At 39.6% G+C, this 21,239-nt stretch carries 24 protein-coding genes; 22 read left to right on the forward strand and 2 right to left on the reverse strand.

Translation table 11 applies throughout. The features are described 5' to 3' along the window. Positions 1-70: 70 nt before the first annotated feature. The 10 genes from BQ2679_RS03370 to pflA all read left to right on the forward strand — a co-directional run bounded on the left by BQ2679_RS03370 (position 71) and on the right by pflA (position 9,923). Positions 71-1,480, forward strand: a complete 1,410-nt coding sequence (locus BQ2679_RS03370; protein WP_075566168.1) for an SseB family protein — start codon at positions 71-73, stop codon at positions 1,478-1,480. Positions 1,481-1,510: 30 nt separating this feature from the next. Beyond that, positions 1,511-2,383 (forward strand): 16S rRNA (adenine(1518)-N(6)/adenine(1519)-N(6))-dimethyltransferase RsmA, encoded by an 873-nt coding sequence (gene rsmA, locus BQ2679_RS03375; protein WP_075566170.1) that lies wholly within the window; start codon positions 1,511-1,513, stop codon positions 2,381-2,383. Between the two features lies 1 nt (position 2,384). Continuing rightward, on the forward strand, positions 2,385-3,263 hold the full coding sequence (rsgA, locus tag BQ2679_RS03380; protein ID WP_075566172.1) for a ribosome small subunit-dependent GTPase A: 879 nt from the start codon (positions 2,385-2,387) through the stop codon (positions 3,261-3,263). Between the two features lie 10 nt (positions 3,264-3,273). Next, positions 3,274-3,930 carry a ribulose-phosphate 3-epimerase gene (rpe, locus tag BQ2679_RS03385; protein ID WP_000085013.1) on the forward strand — a complete coding sequence of 219 codons (657 nt, stop codon included), beginning with the start codon at positions 3,274-3,276 and terminating at the stop codon, positions 3,928-3,930. Then, on the forward strand, positions 3,893-4,555 hold the full coding sequence (locus BQ2679_RS03390) for a thiamine diphosphokinase (RefSeq protein WP_075566175.1): 663 nt from the start codon (positions 3,893-3,895) through the stop codon (positions 4,553-4,555). The genes rpe and BQ2679_RS03390 overlap by 38 nt, the downstream gene beginning before the upstream one ends. A 1-nt stretch (position 4,556) precedes the next feature. Next, positions 4,557-5,813 carry a DNA recombination protein RmuC gene (locus BQ2679_RS03395; protein ID WP_075566177.1) on the forward strand — a complete coding sequence of 419 codons (1,257 nt, stop codon included), beginning with the start codon at positions 4,557-4,559 and terminating at the stop codon, positions 5,811-5,813. Next, the gene (locus tag BQ2679_RS03400) at positions 5,803-6,744 is read left to right on the forward strand and encodes a 3'-5' exoribonuclease YhaM family protein (protein WP_075566178.1); all 942 of its coding nucleotides are present in this window, start codon (positions 5,803-5,805) and stop codon (positions 6,742-6,744) included. The genes BQ2679_RS03395 and BQ2679_RS03400 overlap by 11 nt, the downstream gene beginning before the upstream one ends. Before the next feature lie 101 nt (positions 6,745-6,845). Further along, positions 6,846-7,670 carry a pur operon repressor gene (purR, locus tag BQ2679_RS03405; protein WP_075566180.1) on the forward strand — a complete coding sequence of 275 codons (825 nt, stop codon included), beginning with the start codon at positions 6,846-6,848 and terminating at the stop codon, positions 7,668-7,670. Positions 7,671-7,742: 72 nt separating this feature from the next. Then, the gene (locus BQ2679_RS03410; protein WP_075566182.1) at positions 7,743-8,999 is read left to right on the forward strand and encodes a diaminopimelate decarboxylase; all 1,257 of its coding nucleotides are present in this window, start codon (positions 7,743-7,745) and stop codon (positions 8,997-8,999) included. A 129-nt stretch (positions 9,000-9,128) separates the two neighbouring features. Further along, complete coding sequence (gene pflA, locus BQ2679_RS03415; RefSeq protein ID WP_075566184.1) at positions 9,129-9,923, forward strand: pyruvate formate-lyase-activating protein; 795 nt, start codon at positions 9,129-9,131, stop codon at positions 9,921-9,923. Positions 9,924-9,997: 74 nt separating this feature from the next. On the opposite strand, the gene yidC is transcribed toward pflA, so the two are convergent. After that, positions 9,998-10,924, reverse strand: coding sequence for a membrane protein insertase YidC (yidC, locus tag BQ2679_RS03420; RefSeq protein ID WP_075566186.1), 927 nt, complete (start codon positions 10,922-10,924; stop codon positions 9,998-10,000). Positions 10,925-11,002: 78 nt separating this feature from the next. Beyond that, complete coding sequence (locus tag BQ2679_RS03425; RefSeq protein WP_075566188.1) at positions 11,003-11,281, reverse strand: acylphosphatase; 279 nt, start codon at positions 11,279-11,281, stop codon at positions 11,003-11,005. Between the two features lie 33 nt (positions 11,282-11,314). Here BQ2679_RS03425 and BQ2679_RS03430 point away from each other — a divergent pair, with 33 nt between their 5' ends. From BQ2679_RS03430 to BQ2679_RS03485, 12 genes are all read left to right on the forward strand, one after another. Then, positions 11,315-12,055 carry a TrmH family RNA methyltransferase gene (locus BQ2679_RS03430; RefSeq protein WP_075566190.1) on the forward strand — a complete coding sequence of 247 codons (741 nt, stop codon included), beginning with the start codon at positions 11,315-11,317 and terminating at the stop codon, positions 12,053-12,055. 52 nt (positions 12,056-12,107) lie between these two features. Continuing rightward, on the forward strand, positions 12,108-12,791 hold the full coding sequence (locus BQ2679_RS03435; protein WP_075566192.1) for a Bax inhibitor-1/YccA family protein: 684 nt from the start codon (positions 12,108-12,110) through the stop codon (positions 12,789-12,791). A 95-nt stretch (positions 12,792-12,886) separates the two neighbouring features. Beyond that, positions 12,887-13,879: an aspartate--ammonia ligase gene (gene asnA, locus BQ2679_RS03440; protein ID WP_075566194.1), complete on the forward strand. Its 993-nt coding sequence runs from the start codon at positions 12,887-12,889 to the stop codon at positions 13,877-13,879. 61 nt (positions 13,880-13,940) lie between these two features. Beyond that, entirely contained in the window at positions 13,941-14,480 is a 540-nt protein-coding gene (rsmD, locus tag BQ2679_RS03445) for a 16S rRNA (guanine(966)-N(2))-methyltransferase RsmD (RefSeq protein ID WP_075566197.1), read from the forward strand. Beyond that, complete coding sequence (coaD, locus tag BQ2679_RS03450; protein ID WP_075566199.1) at positions 14,470-14,958, forward strand: pantetheine-phosphate adenylyltransferase; 489 nt, start codon at positions 14,470-14,472, stop codon at positions 14,956-14,958. The genes rsmD and coaD overlap by 11 nt, the downstream gene beginning before the upstream one ends. Continuing rightward, the gene (locus BQ2679_RS03455; RefSeq protein ID WP_075566201.1) at positions 14,942-15,979 is read left to right on the forward strand and encodes a SepM family pheromone-processing serine protease; all 1,038 of its coding nucleotides are present in this window, start codon (positions 14,942-14,944) and stop codon (positions 15,977-15,979) included. Before coaD ends, BQ2679_RS03455 begins: the two co-directional genes overlap by 17 nt. 56 nt (positions 15,980-16,035) lie before the next feature. Next, positions 16,036-16,266 (forward strand): DUF1146 family protein, encoded by a 231-nt coding sequence (locus tag BQ2679_RS03460; RefSeq protein WP_083237576.1) that lies wholly within the window; start codon positions 16,036-16,038, stop codon positions 16,264-16,266. Positions 16,267-16,340: 74 nt separating this feature from the next. Continuing rightward, positions 16,341-17,372, forward strand: coding sequence for an acyltransferase family protein (locus BQ2679_RS03465; RefSeq protein ID WP_075566203.1), 1,032 nt, complete (start codon positions 16,341-16,343; stop codon positions 17,370-17,372). A 25-nt stretch (positions 17,373-17,397) separates the two neighbouring features. Then, positions 17,398-18,684, forward strand: coding sequence for a UDP-N-acetylglucosamine 1-carboxyvinyltransferase (gene murA, locus BQ2679_RS03470; protein WP_075566205.1), 1,287 nt, complete (start codon positions 17,398-17,400; stop codon positions 18,682-18,684). After that, positions 18,671-18,865: a DNA-directed RNA polymerase subunit beta gene (locus BQ2679_RS03475; RefSeq protein WP_075566207.1), complete on the forward strand. Its 195-nt coding sequence runs from the start codon at positions 18,671-18,673 to the stop codon at positions 18,863-18,865. The genes murA and BQ2679_RS03475 overlap by 14 nt, the downstream gene beginning before the upstream one ends. A 41-nt stretch (positions 18,866-18,906) precedes the next feature. Then, positions 18,907-19,737 (forward strand): DNA/RNA non-specific endonuclease, encoded by an 831-nt coding sequence (locus BQ2679_RS03480; RefSeq protein ID WP_075566209.1) that lies wholly within the window; start codon positions 18,907-18,909, stop codon positions 19,735-19,737. A 115-nt stretch (positions 19,738-19,852) separates the two neighbouring features. Then, positions 19,853-21,184: a hemolysin family protein gene (locus BQ2679_RS03485; RefSeq protein WP_075566211.1), complete on the forward strand. Its 1,332-nt coding sequence runs from the start codon at positions 19,853-19,855 to the stop codon at positions 21,182-21,184. Positions 21,185-21,239 lie beyond the last annotated feature (55 nt).

Genomic DNA, 21,239 nt, shown 5'->3' on the forward strand with positions numbered 1-21,239 from the left:
GGCTTGGTAGCAAGCATTAGAAAAGTGACTCCATAGGAATTGTGCTAAGTGGAGATAATGAGGAGAATTTATGGGAATCTTTGATTATTTGAAAAAGGCAGAAACAACTGAATCCAATAAGGAAGCAGAAGAGGCGAAAGGCAATGCTTGCGTGGGTGTTCTAGATTTGTTTCCGATGAAGGAAACGAATCAATTATTGATTGTTGGGAGTCTAGAAGGTAGTATCAAGGTTGGAGATCAGTTGCAGTTTTGCAATCCCGACCAAGGAATGGAAAGTCTTGGTACTGTAGAGGTTAAAAAACTCAGCAGTCAAAACAAAGATGCAGATAGTCTAACGGATCAAGTTCTTGCCCATCTAGTGGTTGATAGGAATCCTTCTTTGGATAAATTGAAAAAAGGAAGTGTACTCTTTAGTTCAGGTGTTGAGGAAGAGCAAAAATTATCTAGCTATTCAGATGCTCTTTACCGTGCTTTTGTAGCCATCCAAGAGGGGCAATTGACTAATGAAGACTATTTGGCAGCTAGCCTTGATGACAGCGTAGAGATTTCACGTCTCTTTTTATGGAAATGCCGTCAAAATCAGGAAACTGAAAGTGAAGAAAGCTATCAAGCCAACACTCGCAAGTTGGAACGTCTCGCGAAAATCGTCAAGGACAAGTTGTTAGCAGCAGATTCAGTTTATGCAGTTTATTCAGAAAAAACAGGCGAACCCTATCTTTTTTCAACGACCTATGACAGGGGAGAAGAGGGCTATCTTTGCACGGATCCCATGATTATGCTTTTGACACCATCTTGGTATCGCCAATTCAAGGAAACCATTGACAGCCGACCAAACTCAGTCGTCAAACTGATTGAAAATACGGAAGATAAAAAAGGGATTGAAAATTTCCTTGGAACAGCTTTTTACTTAAATGGTGCCTTGGGAGCAATCTTTAATTCCAAGGAAGTTAGCATCAGTGCTTCAGCTTTGGTTCAAAAACCAGATTTTTCTGATTTACCAGAAATACAAGTGCCTGTTATGAATCCCGACCTGGTAAGGTGGATGCTCTTGATGGGGCAGATGGACCAACCGACTACAGAAGAGCAAGAACTAGTTTATGGACTTTACTACAAGTTCTTCTCTATGGCTATGCCTAAAGCAAAATTCTTGCTTCCATTAGATGCAGCATCAGGATTCCCAGAGGATAATTCAGAAGGGAATTCCTTTGTTTTGGAAAAAGACGCTAACTTTAATATTCCCGTTAGAGAAGGAAAAGATGGACGAAATTCCGTCCCAGTCTTTACCGATTGGAAACGTCTGAGAATGGTCTTTGATGAAAAGTGGAATGGCATGATTGAAGAAGCTGGAGGCATGATTGAAGGTTTTGACTATGCCATAAACCCCACGGAATACTATGAAGCAGGTGCTTATGTTAGTCTAACAGCTTTTAAAGAAATGCAAGAGCTCAGTGACAAGCAAAGAGGAAGAGCTCAAGATTAGAAAGTTCTTTAAAATTAGAAAAGAGAATAGATGAGAATTGCAGATTATAGCGTGACCAAGGCAGTACTGGAGCGTCACGGTTTTACCTTTAAAAAATCCTTCGGGCAAAATTTCTTGACCGATACCAATATCCTTCAAAAAATTGTGGATACGGCTGAGATTGATGATCAAGTCAATGTTATCGAAATCGGGCCAGGAATTGGTGCTTTGACGGAATTTCTAGCTGAACGTGCAGCTCAAGTTATGGCCTTTGAGATTGACCACCGTTTGGTGCCAATCCTAGCTGATACTCTGCGTGATTTTGATAATGTGACCGTAGTCAATGAGGATATTCTCAAGGTTGATTTGGCGCAGCATATCCAAAATTTTAAAAATCCTGACTTACCAATTAAGGTAGTAGCAAACTTGCCTTACTATATCACGACGCCTATTCTCATGCACTTGATTGAAAGTGGCATTCCTTTTAGTGAGTTTGTGGTCATGATGCAAAAAGAGGTGGCAGATCGTATCTCTGCTAAGCCAAATACCAAGGCTTACGGTAGTTTGTCAATTGCAGTTCAGTATTATATGACGGCTAAGGTTGCCTTTATCGTGCCTCGTACAGTATTTGTGCCAGCGCCCAACGTGGACTCAGCTATCCTAAAAATGGTGCGCCGTCCAGAACCGGCTGTAGCAGTGGAAGACGAGAACTTCTTCTTTAAGGTTTCCAAGGCTAGTTTTACTCATCGTCGTAAAACCCTGTGGAACAACTTGACAGGTTACTTTGGGAAATCTGAAGAAGTCAAGGATAAATTGACCAAGGCTTTGGACCAAGCAGGCTTGTCACCATCTGTACGTGGTGAAGCTCTTGGTTTAGAAGAATTTGCCAGTCTAGCAGACGCACTTAAAGAACAAGGACTCTAAGATGCAGGGACAAATTATTAAAGCCTTAGCGGGTTTCTACTATGTAGAGAGTGATGGCAAGGTTTATCAAACACGCGCACGTGGGAATTTTCGTAAAAAAGGTCACACACCCTATGTTGGGGATTGGGTAGATTTTTCTGCGGAAGAGAACTCAGAAGGCTATATATTAGAAATTCATGAACGAAAAAATAGTCTGGTTCGTCCACCCATTGTCAATATTGACCAAGCCGTTGTCATTATGTCCGTTAAAGAACCTGACTTTAATAGCAACTTGTTGGATCGCTTCTTGGTTCTTTTAGAGCACAAGGGGATTCATCCTATCGTCTATATTTCCAAGATGGACTTACTGGAAGATGGGGGAGAACTGGATTTTTACGAGCAGACCTATGGTGCTATTGGATACGACTTTATGACTAGTAAAGAGGAACTCTTGCCCTTGTTGACAGACAAAGTGACAGTCTTTATGGGGCAGACAGGTGTTGGGAAGTCAACCCTGCTTAATAAAATTGCACCTGACCTCAATCTCGAAACAGGAGAAATCTCAGACAGTCTAGGTCGTGGTCGCCATACTACTCGAGCTGTTAGTTTTTACAACCTTAATGGTGGCAAAATCGCAGATACACCAGGTTTTTCGTCGCTAGATTATGAAGTATCAAGTGCTGAAGAGCTGAACCAGGCCTTTCCAGAGATTGCCTCTGTAAGCCGAGACTGCAAGTTCCGTACTTGTACGCATACTCATGAGCCATCTTGTGCAGTGAAACCAGCAGTAGAAGAGGGCGTCATTGCAAACTTCCGTTTCGACAACTATCTGCAATTCCTCAGTGAGATTGAAAATCGTAGAGAAACCTATAAAAAAGTCAGCAAAAAAATTCAAAAATAAGGAGAAACCTATGTCTCAATACAAGATTGCTCCGTCAATTCTGGCAGCAGATTATGCCAACTTTGAACGTGAAATTAAACGCCTAGAAGCAACTGGGGCAGAATACGCCCATATCGATATCATGGATGGTCACTTTGTACCTCAGATCAGCTTTGGTGCAGGTGTAGTCGAAAGTCTTCGACCTCATAGTAAGATGGTCTTTGACTGCCACTTGATGGTATCAAATCCTGAACACCATTTAGAAGACTTTGCGCGTGCAGGAGCAGATATCATCAGCATTCACGTAGAGGCAACACCTCACATCCATGGAGCTCTTCAAAAGATTCGCTCTCTTGGTGTCAAACCTTCGGTCGTCATCAATCCTGGTACGCCTGTTGAAGCTATTAAGCATGTGCTTCACCTAGTTGACCAAGTTTTGGTCATGACGGTGAATCCTGGTTTTGGTGGGCAAGCCTTTCTACCTGAGACCATGGATAAGATACGTGAGCTAGTAGCCCTTCGTGAAGAAAAAGGATTGAACTTTGAGATTGAAGTGGATGGCGGGATTGATGATCAAACTATTGCTCAAGCCAAAGAAGCTGGTGCTACAGTCTTTGTAGCAGGGTCTTATGTTTTTAAGGGAGATGTCAATGAACGAGTGCAAGCACTCCGAAAACAATTGGACTAAAGTAGCGGTTTTTGCTGGTGGGGACCGAGGACATTATCGGACAGATTTTGATTGTTTTGTCGGTGTGGACCGTGGGTCACTCTGGATACTGGAGGAAAAACTTCCTCTTGCTCTAGCTGTTGGGGATTTTGATTCTGTGACTGTGGAAGAACGTCAGTTGATTCAAAAGCATGCTCAATACTTTGTACAAGCTCAGCCAGAAAAAGATGATACGGATCTGGAACTAGCACTTTTAACGATTTTTGAAAAAAATCCTCAAGCACAAGTGACCATTTTTGGTGCCCTAGGTGGTCGTATTGACCATATGCTGGCCAATGTCTTTCTTCCGAGCAATCCCAAGTTGGTAGCTTTTATGCGCCAAATAGAGATTGAGGATGGGCAAAATTTGATTAGCTATTGCCCAGAAGGCACCAGTCGGTTAGAACTACGTTCGGACTATAATTATCTAGCTTTTATGCCTGTGAGGGATAGTCAGTTGACTATTATCGGAGCCAAGTATGAATTGACTGAGGCGAATTTTTTCTTTAAGAAAGTTTACGCTTCTAACGAATATATAGATAGGGAAGTTTCGGTGACTTGCCCAGATGGCTATGTAGTCGTGCTGCATAGCAAGGACAGGAGATAGGATGGAGATTATATTACTACTGTTACTAATTGCTAACCTAGCCGGCCTCTTTCTTATTTGGCAGAGGCAGGAAAAGCAGGAGAACTATCTGACTAAAAGTTTAGAAGACCAGGCAGATAACCTTTCAGACCAGTTAGATTATCGTTTTGAACAAGCGCGACAAGCAAGTCAGCTGGACCAAAAAAATCTAGAAGTGGCTGTTAGCGACCGTTTGCAGGAGGTGCGAATCGAATTGCACCAAGGTCTAACCCAGGTTCGACAGGAGATGAATGAAAACCTCCTCCAAACCAGAGATAAGACTGACCAACGCCTTCAGGCCTTGCAGGAGTCAAATGAGCAACGTTTGGAACAGATGCGTCAAACGGTTGAGGAAAAGTTAGAAAAAACCTTGCAGACACGCTTGCAGGCGTCTTTCGAGACAGTTTCCAAGCAATTGGAATCTGTCAATCGCGGCCTTGGAGAAATGCAGACGGTTGCCCGTGATGTAGGAGCCCTTAATAAGGTCTTATCTGGTACAAAATCTCGAGGAATTCTAGGAGAATTACAACTGGGGCAGATTATCGAAGATATCATGACACCTGCCCAGTATGAGCGAGAATTTGCAACGGTTGAAAATTCGAGTGAGCGAGTCGAGTACGCCATCAAGTTGCCTGGGCAAGGTGACCAGGAATATGTTTATCTACCAATTGACTCTAAGTTTCCACTGGCAGATTATTACCGCCTTGAAGAAGCCTATGAAGCAGGTGATAAGGATGAGATTGAGCGTTGTCGTAAATCTCTCCTAGCAAGTGTTAAACGTTTTGCTAAAGATATCAAGAGTAAGTATCTGGCACCGCCACAGACGACAAATTTTGGTGTCTTGTTTGTTCCAACAGAAGGACTCTATTCAGAAATCGTTCGTAATCCGATTTTCTTTGATGATTTGAGACGGGAGGAGCAGATTATTGTCGCAGGTCCAAGTACCTTGTCAGCCCTCCTTAATTCACTTTCTGTTGGGTTCAAGACTCTCAATATCCAAAAGAGTGCAGATCATATTAGTAAAACCCTAGCTAGTGTCAAGACTGAATTTGGAAAATTTGGTGGCATCTTAGTCAAGGCCCAAAAACATCTGCAACATGCCTCTGGCAATATTGATGATCTATTAAACCGTCGCACCACAGCTATCGAGCGAACTCTCCGGCATATTGAGTTATCAGAAGGAGAGCCAATGCTTGACCTACTCCAGTTCCAAGAAGATGAGGAAGATTATGAAGATTAGTAACATGAAGAAAGACGAGTACTTTGAAGGTTTTTACCTGATTAAGTCAGCTGATTTAAGGCAAACTCGTGCAGGAAAAAACTACCTTGCTTTTACCTTCCAGGATGATAGTGGGGAAATCGAAGGCAAGTTATGGGATGCTCAACCGCACAACGTTGCAGCCTTTACAGCAGGTAAAGTAGTCCATATGCAAGGACGAAGGGAAGTGTATAATAACACTCCACAAGTCAATCAAATTACACTGCGTTTGCCTCAGCCTGGAGAGCCTAATGATCCAGCTGATTTTAAGATAAAATCTCCAGTAGACGTCAAGGTAATCCGTGATTACATGGCTCAGATGATTTTCAAGATTGAAAATCCTATCTGGCAACGTATCGTTAGGAGTCTTTATACTAAGTACGATAAGCAGTTTTATTCGTACCCAGCTGCTAAAACTAATCACCATGCCTTTGAAACAGGTTTGGCCTATCATACAGCTACAATGGTACGTTTGGCTGATGCAATAGGAGAAGTTTATCCTCAACTCAATAAAAGTCTATTATATGCAGGAATCATGCTCCATGATTTAGCTAAAGTCATCGAGTTAACGGGCCCTGATCAGACTGAGTATACAGTGAGAGGAAATCTTTTAGGGCACATTGCTTTGATTGATAGTGAAATTACAAAAACAGTCTCAGAGCTTGGAATCGATGATACCAAAGAAGAGGTTGTCCTTCTTCGTCATGTCATTCTCAGTCACCATGGTCTCCTTGAGTACGGAAGCCCAGTCCGTCCACGCATTATGGAGGCAGAGATTATTCACATGATTGACAATCTTGACGCAAGTATGATGATGATGTCAACGGCTCTCGCTCTTGTCGATGAGGGAGAAATGACCAATAAGGTCTTTGCTATGGACAATCGTTCCTTCTACAAACCAAAATTAGACTAGAAACTAAAAAAATGAACTTTATTTTGATAATAAAGTTCGTTTTTTTACTGTATTATGTTATAATGAGAAAAAGACTAAATAAAAAGAACGGTGAATACGTAATGAAATTAAGAAGAAGTGACCGGATGGTTGTGATTTCTAATTATTTGATCAACAATCCCTATAAATTAACTAGCCTAAATACTTTTGCAGAAAAGTATGAATCAGCTAAATCTTCTATTTCAGAAGATATCGTCATCATCAAACGCGCTTTTGAAGAGATTGAAATTGGTCATATCCAAACAGTGACAGGTGCAGGTGGAGGAGTTATTTTTACACCATCGATTTCTACCCAAGATTCTAAAGAAATTATTAATGAGTTACGTGAAAAACTCTCAGAAAGCGACCGTATCCTTCCAGGTGGCTACATTTATCTATCGGATCTGCTCAGCACACCGTCCATTTTGAAAAATATTGGTCGCATTATTGCTAAGAGCTTCATAGATCAAAAGATTGATGCAGTTATGACTGTGGCAACCAAAGGGGTTCCGCTTGCTAATGCAGTTGCAAATGTCCTCAATGTACCTTTTGTCATTGTCCGTCGAGACTTGAAAATCACAGAAGGTTCGACCGTAAGTGTCAACTACGTTTCAGGTTCTAGCGACCGTATTGAAAAAATGTTCCTTTCAAAACGTAGCCTCAAAGCGGGAAGTCGTGTTTTAATCGTCGATGACTTCTTGAAGGGTGGAGGAACCATTAACGGGATGATTAGCCTTTTAACTGAGTTTGATTCAGAGTTGGCTGGTGTAGCTGTTTTTGCTGACAATGCTCAGGAAGATCGTGAACAGCAGTTTGACTATAAATCACTCCTAAAAGTTACTAATATTGATGTGAAGAATCAACGAATTGATGTTGAAGTTGGAAATATCTTTGACGCAGAAAAATAAGAGATAATAAGATACTTAAAGGTTGGAACTTTGGTCCCAGCCTTTCTTTAATAATGAGTATGAAGGAGTCCTATGAAAACACCATTTATTAAACGTGAAGCATTAGAAAAGATTGTTGAAGAGTTTCCAACCCCTTTTCATCTCTACGATGAAAAAGGAATCCGAGAGAAAGCACGCGCAGTAAATAAAGCCTTTTCTTGGAATAAAGGCTTTAAAGAGTATTTTGCTGTCAAGGCAACCCCTACTCCAGCCATCTTAAAAATTTTGAAAGAAGAGGGTTGTGGAGTAGATTGTTCTAGTTATGTGGAACTCTTGATGAGCCATAAACTTGGATTTGCAGGCTCTGATATCATGTTCTCGTCAAATAATACTCCTGACCAAGAGTATGCCTATGCCCGTGAATTGGGTGCCACAATCAATTTGGATGCCTTTGAAGATGTTGAACATCTGGAGCGTGCAGCAGGTATTCCTCATATTATCTCCTGCCGTTACAATCCTGGTGGCGTATTTGAACTAGGAACGGACATTATGGATAATCCTGGTGAAGCTAAGTTCGGGATGACTAAGGATCAGCTCTTTGAAGCCTTTGCTATTCTGAAAGAAAAGGGAGCTAAAACCTTTGGCATTCATTCCTTCCTAGCTTCTAATACTGTGACTCATCTCTATTATCCAGAATTGGCACGCCAGCTTTTTGAATTAGCTGTAGAAATAAAAGATAAATTAGGAATCTCCCTTGATTTCATCAATCTTTCTGGAGGAATCGGGGTCAACTACCGCCCAGAACAAGAGTCCAATGATATTGCTTTAATTGGTGAGGGTGTTCGTCAGGTTTATGAAGAAGTTCTTACGCCAGCAGGTCTTGGTCAAGTTAAGATTTTTACAGAACTAGGACGCTTTATGTTGGCACCTCATGGTGTCTTGGTTACAAAAGTAACTCATAAAAAGAAGACTTATCGGACTTATCTCGGAGTAGATGCATCAGCTGTCAATCTAATGAGGCCGGCTATGTATGGCGCTTACCATCACATCACCAATATGATGAATCCTGATGGTCAGACTGAAATAGTCGATGTTGTGGGGTCTCTCTGTGAAAATAATGACAAGTTTGCAGTTATTCGGGAACTGCCTCAGACAGAAATTGGAGATCTGTTGATTATTCATGATACAGGAGCTCATGGATTTTCTATGGGTTATCAGTATAATGCTAAACTACGCTCAGCTGAAATCCTCTACACAGAAGATGGAAAGGCAAGAAAAATCCGCCGAGCTGAGCGACCGGAAGATTATTTTGCAACCTTATATGGCTTTGATTTTGACAAGGATGAATAGAGTTTTTGAAAATCGTGAAAGTTGAAAGAAAAAAATAGCTTGTTTTCTAAAAAGTAAACAAAAATTCTTGTTTTTCCTTTTAGTCGTGATATAATAAAGCTATAAAACGGTTTCATGAAAGGGAACGATATGAGTGAAGAAACAATTGATTATGGACAAGTGACAGGGATGGTACACTCAACAGAGAGTTTTGGTTCTGTTGATGGACCGGGTATTCGTTTTATTGTGTTTCTTCAGGGCTGTCAAATGCGTTGCCAGTACTGTCATAACCCAGATACATGGGCTATGGAAACTAATAAATCTCGTGAACGAACAGTGGACGATGTTTTAGAAGAAGCTCTTCGTTATCGTGGCTTCTGGGGCAAAAAGGGTGGTATTACAGTCAGCGGTGGAGAAGCTCTACTTCAAATTGATTTTTTGATTGCCCTCTTTACAAAGGCAAAAGAAAAAGGTATACACTGCACCCTTGATACTTGTGCTCTTCCATTCCGTAATAAACCACGGTATCTTGAAAAATTCAATAAGCTTATGGATGTGACAGATTTGGTTCTTCTTGACATCAAGGAAATCAATGAGGAGCAACATAAGATCGTAACCAGTCAGACCAATAAAAACATCTTAGCTTGTGCTCAGTATCTATCAGATATTGGCAAGCCTGTTTGGATTCGTCACGTGCTAGTCCCTGGATTGACAGACCGTGATGAAGATTTGATTGAACTTGGTAAGTTCGTAAAAACTCTTAAAAATGTTGATAAGTTTGAAATCCTACCTTACCACACCATGGGAGAGTTCAAATGGCGCGAGCTTGGTATTCCGTATTCTCTTGAAGGAGTTAAACCTCCGACAGCAGAACGTGTGAAGAATGCTAAGGAATTGATGGATACAGAAAGCTATCAAGATTACATGAAACGTGTACATGGATAAAAAGAAGCCTGATGGGAACATCGGGCTTTTGTGATATTAAAAAAGCTTAGCTAGGATGCTAAGCCTTTTATTTTTTATCTAGAATGTTGTTTTCCAGAATTGCGTTTTTTATTTTTCTTCTTAGCAGAAGTTGAGATAACTGCTGCTGATTCAGGAGTTACATCTTTACGAGCAGCTGAAGCTTTACTTGCTTTTGGTGGGTTCTTGGCATATTCTTCACGTACTTTTTTACGAAGTTTTGGACGAACAATGTAGTTGATAATGAATTGTTGAAGAATCATCATGAAACCACCGACAACCCAGTAAAGAGTTACACTGGCTGGTGAGAAGATTGAAAACATGACGATCATCATCGGACTCATGTAAATCATCTTCTTGATTTGTTCCCTTTGAGTCTCGTCTTCAACCCCATGAAGAGAAAGAAGTGATTGTAGATAGTAGAGAACACCTGCGAAGGCCACTAAAATCCAACTTGGTGAGCCAAGTTCAATTCCTAGGAAGCTAGCTTCAGCAACTCCTTCTGTATGTTGAGCTGCAAAGTAGATAGCTGAGAAGAACGGCATTTGAAGCAAGAGTGGGAAACATCCGACTCCGCCAAACATGCTGATACCGTGCTCTTTTTGAGCGGCGAAGAGAGCTTGTTGGGCTTCGAGTTTTTCTTCTTGTGTTTCTGCTTCCTTGAGTCGAGTTTGGTGTGGTTCAAGGACATGTTTGAGAGCGTTCATCTTTTCAGAATGAAGCGTTGCTTTCCAAGATTGATAAATACCAAGCGGTAAAATAATCAAGCGGACAATAATGGTCACGATGATGATTCCGAGACCAAAACCAAGTCCCTGGTCGTTAGCGAAGTACTTGATGGCTTCAGCCATAGGTGCTCCGATTGTATTCCAAATCAATCCTGTAGGCTGTCCTGTTGCTTTATCAACCTGAACACAACCTGTCAAGACTAATAGCATAGCCATTCCCATAGCTGAAATGGCAAAACGTTTTAATAATTTCACTATTTTTTATTCCTTATCTAAAAATTATACCTTTCTATTCTACTGTTTTTTTAGAAAATATACAATAGTTCTAGAGACCTAATTTGCGACTTTGAAATCCGGATAGGAAGGGAAGTTGCTCAGTTGCACATCTAGGTAGGTTACTTTTGAGAAGGGAGTTGGTCCTTTTCTGATTTCTTGGATAAACTTGGCCATAATAGCTGAAGACTTCGCCTGGGCAAGGATTTCAACAGTTCCATCATCATTGTTCCAGACACGTCCAGTGATTCCGCCTAATTCTAGAGCAAGACTATAGACACCCCAGCGAAAACCGACTCCTTGGACTCGTCCTTGAGCAATCATTCTCACCTTTTGCATACCAAACCTCCTTGAGTGTGTTATAATATATCTATGACTATTATAACCTCTAAAGCCAATTCTGTGGTGAAAAAGGCTAAGAAATTACATCAAAAAAAATATCGAAAAAATAGTTACCTGATAGAAGGTTGGCATTTGTTTGAGGAGGCTATTCAAGCAGGTGCTACAATTGAAACAATATTTGCTCTGATTGAACATGGTGAAAAATTAGGGACTTATCCTCAGACTGTGTTTGTGTCTGAAGAAGTCTTACTCGATTTAGCAGATTCGAAGACTCCTCAGGGACTCGTTGCCATTGTAAAAAAGGAGGAGGAGCAAGTACCGGATTTGAGTCAAGGGAAATATCTTTTCTTGGAAGACGTGCAGGATCCTGGAAATGTTGGTACAATGATCCGGACGGCAGATGCAGCAGGATTTTCGGGAGTCATTGTCTCGAGTAAATCAGCCGATATTTATAGCTTGAAAACACTTCGTTCCATGCAAGGAAGTCATTTCCATTTGCCGATTTATCGAATGGCTGTTGAAACATTTATTGAAGAGGCTAAAAAGGGCAATTTACCAATTCTGGCAACTACTTTGTCCCAAAATTCTAAAGATTATCGTGAACTTGTTCGGCTAGAAGATTTTGCCTTGGTTATGGGAAATGAAGGTCAAGGTATTAGTCCATTAATGGCGGAGCAAGCTGACCAGCTAGTTCACATAAGCATGAAAGGGCAAGCGGAAAGTCTCAATGTGGCTATTGCGGCAGGCATCCTCATTTTTTATTTGAGTTAAATTGTTTTAATTTTGTTATAATCAGTAAAAAGATTTTATAAGGAGAAGTAATATGAATCAAACAATTATTCAAGAACGTTCTGGTTTAAATCAGTTTTATGCAAAAGTTTATGCTTTTGTAGGTATAGGAATTGCCTTATCTGCTCTTGTTTCAGCTTTAATGCTAACAACCTTCCAAGATGTTCTCGTACAGTTAATGTTAAATGCACGTATATGGTTAATCGTGACAGGTGTGGTGGAAGTTGCTCTTGTAATTGCAGCCAGTAATATGGCTTATAAAAATAGTCCAGCAGCTCTTCCTATTTTCCTCGTTTATTCTGTAATAAATGGTTTTTCGCTTAGTTTTATTGTGTCCCTATACCTTCCTGGGACTGTTTTGACAGCTTTTATTTCTAGTGCAGCTCTCTTCTTTGTAATGGCTATTGTGGGGATTGTTATTAAAAAAGATTTAAGTGGCTTGGGTCGAGCTTTGATTGCAGCCTTAATCGGACTCATTCTTGCCATGATTGTTAATATCTTCTTGAATAGTGGTCTATTTGACTATATCATTAGTATTGTCATGGTTCTTGTCTTTTCAGGTTTGATTGCTTGGGATAACCAAAAGATTCGCTATGTCTATGAAGAGTCAGAAGGTCAGGTAGCTACAGGTTGGGCTATTTCTTTAGCTCTTGCACTTTATCTTGATTTTATTAACCTCTTCCTTAGCTTCTTGCGTATCTTTGGAAGTGACGATTAATACTTTTAGAGCTCAAATGAGCTCTTTTTTATTTTTTGCTTTCAATTTTACTGTCAAAAGGGTATAATCATCTTATTATTCAAAAGGAGAGATGTATGAAGAAAAGTTTTATCCTCCAACAAGAGGAAATTTCATTTGTAAAAAACACCTTTACCCAGTATTTGAAAGATAAATTGGAAGTGGTTGAAGTTCAAGGCCCAATCTTGAGTAAGGTTGGTGATGGGATGCAGGACAACCTTTCAGGTATTGAAAATCCAGTTTCAGTTAAGGTTTTGCAGATTCCTAATGAAACTTATGAGGTAGTTCATTCACTTGCCAAATGGAAACGTCATACCTTGGCTCGTTTTGGTTTTGGCGAAGGAGAGGGTCTCTTTGTTCATATGAAGGCTCTTCGCCCGGATGAAGATTCGCTAGATGCGACTCATTCGGTTTATGTTGACCAATGGGACTGGGAGAAAGTCATTCCAAATGGGCAACGTAATCTTGCTTACCTTAAAGAGACTGTAGAGAAAATATATAAGGCTATTCGCTTGACGGAACTTGCTGTGGAAGCTCGTTATGATATTGAGTCAATCTTACCCAAACAGATTACCTTTATCCACACAGAAGAACTGGTAGAGCGTTATCCAGACTTGACTCCAAAAGAACGTGAAAATGCTATTTGTAAAGAGTTCGGTGCTGTTTTCTTGATTGGTATTGGGGGAGAGTTATCAGATGGTAAGCCTCATGATGGACGTGCACCTGACTATGATGACTGGACAACAGAGACTGAAAATGGCTATAAGGGACTGAATGGGGATATTCTAGTTTGGAATGAGAATCTTGGTGCAGCTTTTGAGCTTTCTTCAATGGGGATTCGTGTTGATGAGGATACTCTTCGCCGTCAAGTTGCAATCACAGGAGATGAAGATCGCTTGGTTCTAGAATGGCATAGAGCACTTTTAAATGGGCTTTTCCCGCTGACAATCGGTGGAGGAATTGGTCAATCACGTATGGCAATGTTCCTGCTACGTAAGAAGCATATTGGTGAAGTCCAAACCAGTGTTTGGCCTCAAGAAGTCAGAGATACTTATGACAATATTCTGTAAGGAATCGAACCACAAGGTTCGGTTTTTTTCTTTTTTGCAAGAATTTGGTATAATATAGTTTATGAAAATTGTATCAGGAATCTATGGAGGGCGTCCTCTAAAGACGCTTGATGGTAAAACGACCAGACCTACTTCAGATAAGGTTAGGGGTGCTATTTTTAATATGATTGGTCCCTACTTTGATGGGGGACGTGTATTAGACCTCTATGCAGGGAGTGGCGGTTTATCTATTGAGGCTGTTTCAAGAGGCATGTCAAGCGCAGTACTAGTGGAGAAAGATCGAAGAGCTCAAAGTATTGTGAAAGAAAACATTCAGATGACAAAAGAAAGTTCTAAGTTTCAGTTATTGAAAATGGAAGCTGAACGGGCTTTGGGACAAGTGGAAGGTGTCTTTGATCTCATCTTTTTGGACCCTCCCTATGCAAAGGAACAGATCGTTTCCGACATTGAAAAAATGGCTGAGAGAAATCTTTTAGCAGATGATGTCATGGTGGTCTGTGAAACAGATAAATCAGTAGAGCTTCCAGAAGAAATCGCCTGTTTGGGAATCTGGAAAGAAAAAATATATGGTATTAGTAAGGTGACGGTTTATGTCAGATAAAATTGGGCTATTTACAGGTTCTTTTGATCCAATTACCAATGGACATTTGGAACTAATTGAGCGCGCCAGCAAGCTATTTGATAAGTTGTACGTGGGGATTTTCTATAATCCTCATAAAACAGGTTTTTTGTCGATAGAAAGTCGAAAAAAAACTGTCGAAAAAGCAGTGGCGCATCTGGATAATATTGAAGTGTTGGCATCTCATGACGAGTTGGTTGTTGATGTTGCTAGGAGACTGGGTGTCCATGTTCTTGTTCGTGGGTTACGTAACGCTGGGGACTTACAGTATGAAGCAAGTTTTGACTATTACAATCATCAGTTGGCAAGAGAAATTGAGACAGTCTACCTCCACAGTCGACTAGAACACTTATATCTCAGTTCTTCAGCGGTAAGAGAATTATTAAAATTTAATCGAGATATTAGTGAGTATGTGCCAGATGCTGTCTTAGAGGAGTTAAAAAATGAAGAAAAAAACTAGATGGCCCATATACCTGATTATAAGTTTGGTTATGACTTTTCTTGCATTTACAGTGCCTCTTCCTTACTATATAGAGGTTCCGGGGACATCGGAGGATATTAGACGTATTTTGCAAGTAAATGAGAAGTTAGATAGCGAACCAGGGTCCTATCAATTTGTAACAGTTGGAGTTCAAAAAGCTAGATTAGCTCATTTGATTTATGCTTGGTTGACTCCATTCACAGATATCCATAGCGCTAAAGAGATGACAGGTGGTTCATCAGACGCAGAATTTGTCCGAATCAATCAATTTTACATGGAAACTTCTCAGAATATGGCAAAATACCAGGGACTAAAGACTGCTGGTAAAAAGATAGAGCTCAATTATTTGGGTGTCTACGTTTTAACCGTAACTGATAATTCAACCTTTAAAGGGATTCTCAATATTGCAGATACAGTAACAGCCGTCAATGATAAAACTTTTGAGAGTTCCAAAGAAATGGTTGAGTATGTCAACTCTCAAAATCTAGGAGATAAGGTTAAGGTCACCTATGAAGAAGACGGACAAATCAAATCTGCTGAGGGGAAAATTATTACTTTAGAAAACGGAAAAAATGGAATCGGAATAGGGTTGATTGACCGTACAGAAGTAACGAGCGATGTGCCTATTCAGTTTTCAACAGCAGGAATCGGTGGACCTAGTGCAGGATTAATGTTTAGTTTATCGATTTATACACAAATTGCTGAGCCAACTCTTCGTAACGGTCGTATCGTCGCAGGTACAGGAAGTATCGATAGGGATGGAAATGTCGGTGATATTGGTGGGATTGATAAAAAGGTTGTTGCTGCTTCTAAAAAAGGGGCTACAGTATTCTTTGCTCCAAATAATCCAGTCAATGAAGAGACTAAAAAAGCTAATCCTTATGCTAAAAACAACTATGATACAGCTTTAGAAGCTGCTGAAATGATTAAGACAGATATGAAGATTGTTCCAGTAAAAACACTTCAGGATGCGATAGACTATCTGAAAAACAATCCTTAAAAAGATAGTTAGTCCATAAACTAGCATAGAGCAAAAGAAGATGGTATAATAAGCCGATGATTCAATTATTTTTTACCCTTAGTAGTCATATGTTCTTTATTTACCTTGTCTTTCAACTTTTGAAGGATTTAGTCAAATGGAATCAGATTTTGAAGGTAACAAAGGAAAACGCAGGGAAAGTTCGACTCTTAGTAGCATTGATTAGTTTAGGATTAGGCTATCTTATTAGCTCCTTTTTCCTAAGTCTATTCCAACTATGGCAAGAAGCTGTTAGAGGACTACTATAATTTGTGTTATAGAAATAAATTTAATGAGAAAACTTCTTACAGAATTAATAAAATTATAGGGAGAAATAGAGTTCATGGATATTGTAATCTTATTATCGATAACGCTTTTAATTTATTTGTTACCACAAAATAAGGAATATCTATGTGTTAAATCTACATCTGGACTTAGAGGTTTTTTAGCACTAGGGATAATATTTCATCATTTATCACCATGGGTTACGACTGGTAGTGAGTTCTCTAATTTTTCATATATGGGAGCTTATATCGTTTCTATATTTTTCTTTTTATCTGCTTATGGATTGTATAATCAAAATGAAAATAAAAAAAATTACTTAGATAAATTTTTGGTCACGAGACTTTCTAAAATTTTACTTCCATTTTTTGCTGTATCTTTGATTTATCTGTTATACAGATTCGTAGACGGACAATTACTGGATTTGAATTTTTTTATTAGTTTATTTAAAAATGGAAGTACAATTATTTTTAACGGTTGGTTTGTTAATGTCATAATTTTATTGTATATATTTTTCTATACATCATTTAACTTTCTTCAGAACAAACTCTTATCAATTATTCTTAATTCAATATTGATTATCTTTTATATCTGTTTGTCGATAAAAATGGGTTACGGTTTTTGGTGGTATAACAGTACTTTAGCCTTTATCCTTGGGCTAATATGGGCTAAATATCAAGATGTGATTGATAAAGTATTAGATAGATATTATTTTGTTGTGCTTTTTTCAGTTGCTGTACTACTATTTGTTTCGCATCATTACGGTAATTTATTAAGCTATTTACATATTGAAGATAGTTATAGTTATGCGCTAGCAGCTAATATTAATAATATTATTTTTACGATTTATTTTGTTGTTTCTTTCCTGAAAAAAATAAATTTTTCAAATATTTTTTTGATTTTGTTAGGTGGCATATCATTTGAATTATATATGATACATGGATTAGTAATTTCTATGTTAGGGAAAATATTTGTGTCGTCTCCCGTTAATGATGTTTTGTTAACAATTTTTACTTTAATCATTAGTATAAGTTTGGCTTGGATTGTTAATAAATTAGTTAATACGATTACCACAAAAGTTAACTTATTATAAACTCAAAAGCAAAGGAAAATATTTTATGGAAAAAATTGTAGTCCAAGGTGGGGATAATCGCTTGGTAGGAAGTGTCACCATTGAGGGTGCAAAAAATGCAGTCTTACCCTTACTTGCTGCAACTGTTTTAGCAAGTGAAGGAAAAACTGTCTTAAAAAATGTCCCTATCTTATCAGATGTGTTTACCATGAATCAGGTAGTTCGTGGCTTGCATGCTCAAGTTGATTTCGATCAGGATGCTCATATTATCGAAGTTGATGCGACAGGTGATATCACAGAAGAAGCGCCATATAAGTATGTGAGCAAGATGCGTGCCTCTATTGTAGTTTTAGGACCAATTTTAGCACGTGTGGGACATGCAAAGGTTTCTATGCCTGGTGGCTGTACGATTGGTAGTCGTCCGATCGACCTTCACCTAAAGGGATTAGAGGCAATGGGCGCTCAGATTACTCAAACTGCTGGTTATATCGAGGCTAAGGCAGAACGCTTGCAGGGGGGCCATATTTATATGGACTTCCCTAGTGTTGGGGCAACTCAAAACTTGATGATGGCGGCTACTCTTGCTAATGGTGTCACTGTCCTTGAAAATGCTGCGCGTGAGCCAGAGATTGTGGATTTGGCTGTTCTACTAAATAAAATGGGTGCGAAAGTTAAGGGTGCTGGTACAGAAACTATTACCATCACTGGTGTTGAGAAGCTACACGGTGCTATACATAATGTTGTACAGGATCGTATTGAAGCGGGAACCTTCATGGTTGCAGCTGCTATGACTGGTGGAGACGTCTTAATACAAGATGCCATTTGGGAACATAACCGTCCCTTGATTGCCAAGTTATTGGAAATGGGTGTTGAAGTAATCGATGAAGATGAAGGGATTCGTATCCGTTCTCAACGCGAGAAACTGAAAGCAGTTCATGTTAAGACCTTGCCACATCCAGGATTTCCAACAGATATGCAGGCTCAATTTACTGCCTTGATGACAGTTGCTCAAGGGGAGTCTACCATGGTGGAGACTGTGTTTGAAAATCGATTTCAGCATTTAGAAGAGATGCGTCGGATGGGCTTACACTCAGAAATTATCCGTGATACTGCTCGTATCATTGGTGGTCAACGTCTCCAAGGTGCTGAAGTTCTATCAACAGACTTACGAGCTAGTGCGGCTTTGATTTTAACTGGCCTAGTTGCTGAAGGTGAAACTGTTGTTGGTAAACTTGTCCATTTGGATAGAGGTTACTATCGTTTTCATGAAAAATTGGCTCAGCTAGGGGCTAAGATTGAACGGGTAAGTGTGGAAGCAGATGAAGATGAATAAGCAAGTCACATATGTATTACATCGCTTTTTGTTGGTGATTATAGTTCTTCTAATAGGTATTTTAGCGCTTGGTATTGGTTTGATGGTTGGCTATGGTATCTTAGGCAAAGGACAAGATCCATGGGCTATTTTGGCACCAGCAAAATGGCAAGAACTCATAACAAAATTTACAGGAAAATAGGCTGGGAGACCAGTCTTTTTCTAGGAAATTAAGGAGAAACAATGGAAAAAAATACAAGACAGGCTCTAGTTGGTTTACTAATATTTCTGCTCTTGTCTGCAGGAAGTTACTACATCAAAGAGATGCAGGATTCCAATTCTGCGCCTCAGACGCAAGTAAAACAGAAGTCGCAATCGTCGGATGCCCCAAGTAGAGAACTAGCGGAAAGCGTTCTGACAGATTCGGTTAAGAAACAAATAAAAGGTTCAATTGAATGGAACGGAGCAGGGGCTTTTATCATCAATGGAAATAAAACGAATCTAGATGCAAAGGTCTCAAGTCAACCCTATGCTGATAACAAAACCAAGACTGTGGGTGGTGAGATAGTTCCAACAGTAGCTAATGCCTTAATGTCTAAGGCAACAAGGCAGTATAAGGACCGTGAAGAAACCGGAAATGGTTCGACATCATGGACGCCAGCAGGATGGCATCAGGTTAAAAATTTAAAAGGGAATTACAATCATGCAGTTGATAGAGGTCATTTACTGGGCTATGCCTTGATTGGAGGTCTAGATGGTTTTGACGCCTCTACAAGTAATACTAAAAATATTGCCGTTCAGACAGCTTGGGGCAATCAGGCCCGTGCAGAGGACTCGACAGGTCAAAACTATTACGAAAGTTTAGTTCGAAAGGCCTTGGATCAAAATAAACGGGTTCGTTACCGTGTTACCCTTCTCTATGCGACAGACAAGGACTTAGTTCCATCTGCATCACAGATTGAAGCCAAATCTTCAGACGGAGAATTAGAGTTTAATGTAGTTGTCCCAAATGTACAGACAGGTATCAAACTAGATTATCGTACAGGTGAAGTTACAGTGACAAAGGCTAAATAGATGAATGCCCTCATCTGACAAGATGGGGGATTTATTGTTGAAATCATAAGATAATGTGTAGTAGAGGAAAAATATGGTATAATAGTGTCAATTATACTATTTAGGAGAAGGTAAAATGGAAGACCCGAGCAGTCAGGATTTGTTACTGCAATTTGTATTATTAGTTGTTTTGACCTTTTTAAATGCTTTTTTCTCTGCTACAGAGATGGCTATGGTTTCTCTTAGTCGCTCACGTGTTGAACAAAAGGCTGAAGAGGGGGATAAACGCTATATCCGTTTGCTAAAGGTACTTGAAAACCCCAATCACTTTTTATCAACCATTCAAGTTGGTATTACTTTAATTACGATCTTATCAGGGGCTAGGTTAGCAGATTCTCTTGGCGAATTGATTGCCTCTTGGATGGGGAATAGCGAGACTGCGTATGCAGTAGCTTCTTTCTTATCACTTGCTTTTTTGACCTATATTTCAATCGTTTTTGGTGAACTTTATCCTAAACGCATTGCTCTAAATCTTAAGGATGCTTTGGCAATCCGAACTGTACCATTTATTATTGCTATCGGTAAGATTGTGAGTCCCTTTGTTTGGTTGCTATCTGCATCAACCAATCTTTTGAGCCGTTTGACGCCGATGACATTTGACGATGCAGACGAAAAAATGACTCGTGATGAGATTGAGTACATGCTGACTAAAAGCGAAGAAACTTTGGATGCTGATGAAATCGAGATGTTGCAGGGGATTTTCTCACTAGATGAGCTTATGGCGCGTGAAGTCATGGTTCCTCGAACAGATGCTTTCATGGTAGATATCCAAGATGACACTAAGACCATTATCGAAAGTATCTTAAAACAAAACTTTTCTCGAATTCCTGTTTATGACGGCGATAAGGACAATGTCATTGGTTTGATTCATACAAAGAGTCTCCTTAAAGAAGCCTTTGTCAGTGGGTTCGATAATATCGTCTGGAAGCGAATCTTACAAGATCCACTCTTTGTGCCTGAAACCATTTTTGTGGACGATTTGTTAAAAGAACTAAGAAATTCACAAAGACAGATGGCTATTCTTCTTGATGAATACGGAGGAATGGCTGGTTTGGTAACACTTGAGGATCTCCTTGAAGAGATTGTTGGTGAGATTGATGATGAAACTGACCGTGCTGAAGTCTATGTTCATACTATCGGCGAGGACACTCATATTGTCCAAGGGACAATGAATTTGAACGATTTCAATGATTATTTTGATGTCGAGCTTGAAAGTGACAATGTAGATACCATTGCTGGTTATTATTTGACAGGTGTGGGAACTATTCCAACATCAGAAAAACTCAGTTATGAGTTAGATAGTGGCAACAAGCATATCACCTTGACAAATGACAAGGTCAAAAATGGTCGTGTCACCAAGCTTAAGGTTCAAATTCAAGAACTTGAATCAGAAGAAGAAACTGATTAACAAAAAGCTTTACTAATATTAGGTTAGTAAAGCTTTTTCTAATTTTTAAAAAGAA

The organism is Streptococcus timonensis (assembly GCF_900095845.1).
GTDB lineage: Bacteria > Bacillota > Bacilli > Lactobacillales > Streptococcaceae > Streptococcus > Streptococcus timonensis.

Coding starts and splice junctions, on each gene's coding strand:
- purR (WP_075566180.1), top strand. CDS start 6,846: ATGAAATTAAGAAGAAGTGACCGGATGGTTGTGATTTCTAATTATTTG.
- asnA (WP_075566194.1), top strand. CDS start 12,887: ATGAAGAAAAGTTTTATCCTCCAACAAGAGGAAATTTCATTTGTAAAA.
- BQ2679_RS03425 (WP_075566188.1), bottom strand. CDS start 11,281: ATGCAAAAGGTGAGAATGATTGCTCAAGGACGAGTCCAAGGAGTCGGT.
- rsgA (WP_075566172.1), top strand. CDS start 2,385: ATGCAGGGACAAATTATTAAAGCCTTAGCGGGTTTCTACTATGTAGAG.
- BQ2679_RS03465 (WP_075566203.1), top strand. CDS start 16,341: ATGGATATTGTAATCTTATTATCGATAACGCTTTTAATTTATTTGTTA.
- rpe (WP_000085013.1), top strand. CDS start 3,274: ATGTCTCAATACAAGATTGCTCCGTCAATTCTGGCAGCAGATTATGCC.
- coaD (WP_075566199.1), top strand. CDS start 14,470: ATGTCAGATAAAATTGGGCTATTTACAGGTTCTTTTGATCCAATTACC.
- BQ2679_RS03475 (WP_075566207.1), top strand. CDS start 18,671: ATGAAGATGAATAAGCAAGTCACATATGTATTACATCGCTTTTTGTTG.
- BQ2679_RS03460 (WP_083237576.1), top strand. CDS start 16,036: ATGATTCAATTATTTTTTACCCTTAGTAGTCATATGTTCTTTATTTAC.
- BQ2679_RS03435 (WP_075566192.1), top strand. CDS start 12,108: ATGAATCAAACAATTATTCAAGAACGTTCTGGTTTAAATCAGTTTTAT.
- rsmA (WP_075566170.1), top strand. CDS start 1,511: ATGAGAATTGCAGATTATAGCGTGACCAAGGCAGTACTGGAGCGTCAC.
- BQ2679_RS03400 (WP_075566178.1), top strand. CDS start 5,803: ATGAAGATTAGTAACATGAAGAAAGACGAGTACTTTGAAGGTTTTTAC.
- BQ2679_RS03370 (WP_075566168.1), top strand. CDS start 71: ATGGGAATCTTTGATTATTTGAAAAAGGCAGAAACAACTGAATCCAAT.
- BQ2679_RS03485 (WP_075566211.1), top strand. CDS start 19,853: ATGGAAGACCCGAGCAGTCAGGATTTGTTACTGCAATTTGTATTATTA.
- BQ2679_RS03410 (WP_075566182.1), top strand. CDS start 7,743: ATGAAAACACCATTTATTAAACGTGAAGCATTAGAAAAGATTGTTGAA.
- BQ2679_RS03395 (WP_075566177.1), top strand. CDS start 4,557: ATGGAGATTATATTACTACTGTTACTAATTGCTAACCTAGCCGGCCTC.
- murA (WP_075566205.1), top strand. CDS start 17,398: ATGGAAAAAATTGTAGTCCAAGGTGGGGATAATCGCTTGGTAGGAAGT.
- BQ2679_RS03430 (WP_075566190.1), top strand. CDS start 11,315: ATGACTATTATAACCTCTAAAGCCAATTCTGTGGTGAAAAAGGCTAAG.
- rsmD (WP_075566197.1), top strand. CDS start 13,941: ATGAAAATTGTATCAGGAATCTATGGAGGGCGTCCTCTAAAGACGCTT.
- BQ2679_RS03455 (WP_075566201.1), top strand. CDS start 14,942: ATGAAGAAAAAAACTAGATGGCCCATATACCTGATTATAAGTTTGGTT.
- BQ2679_RS03390 (WP_075566175.1), top strand. CDS start 3,893: ATGAACGAGTGCAAGCACTCCGAAAACAATTGGACTAAAGTAGCGGTT.
- BQ2679_RS03480 (WP_075566209.1), top strand. CDS start 18,907: ATGGAAAAAAATACAAGACAGGCTCTAGTTGGTTTACTAATATTTCTG.
- pflA (WP_075566184.1), top strand. CDS start 9,129: ATGAGTGAAGAAACAATTGATTATGGACAAGTGACAGGGATGGTACAC.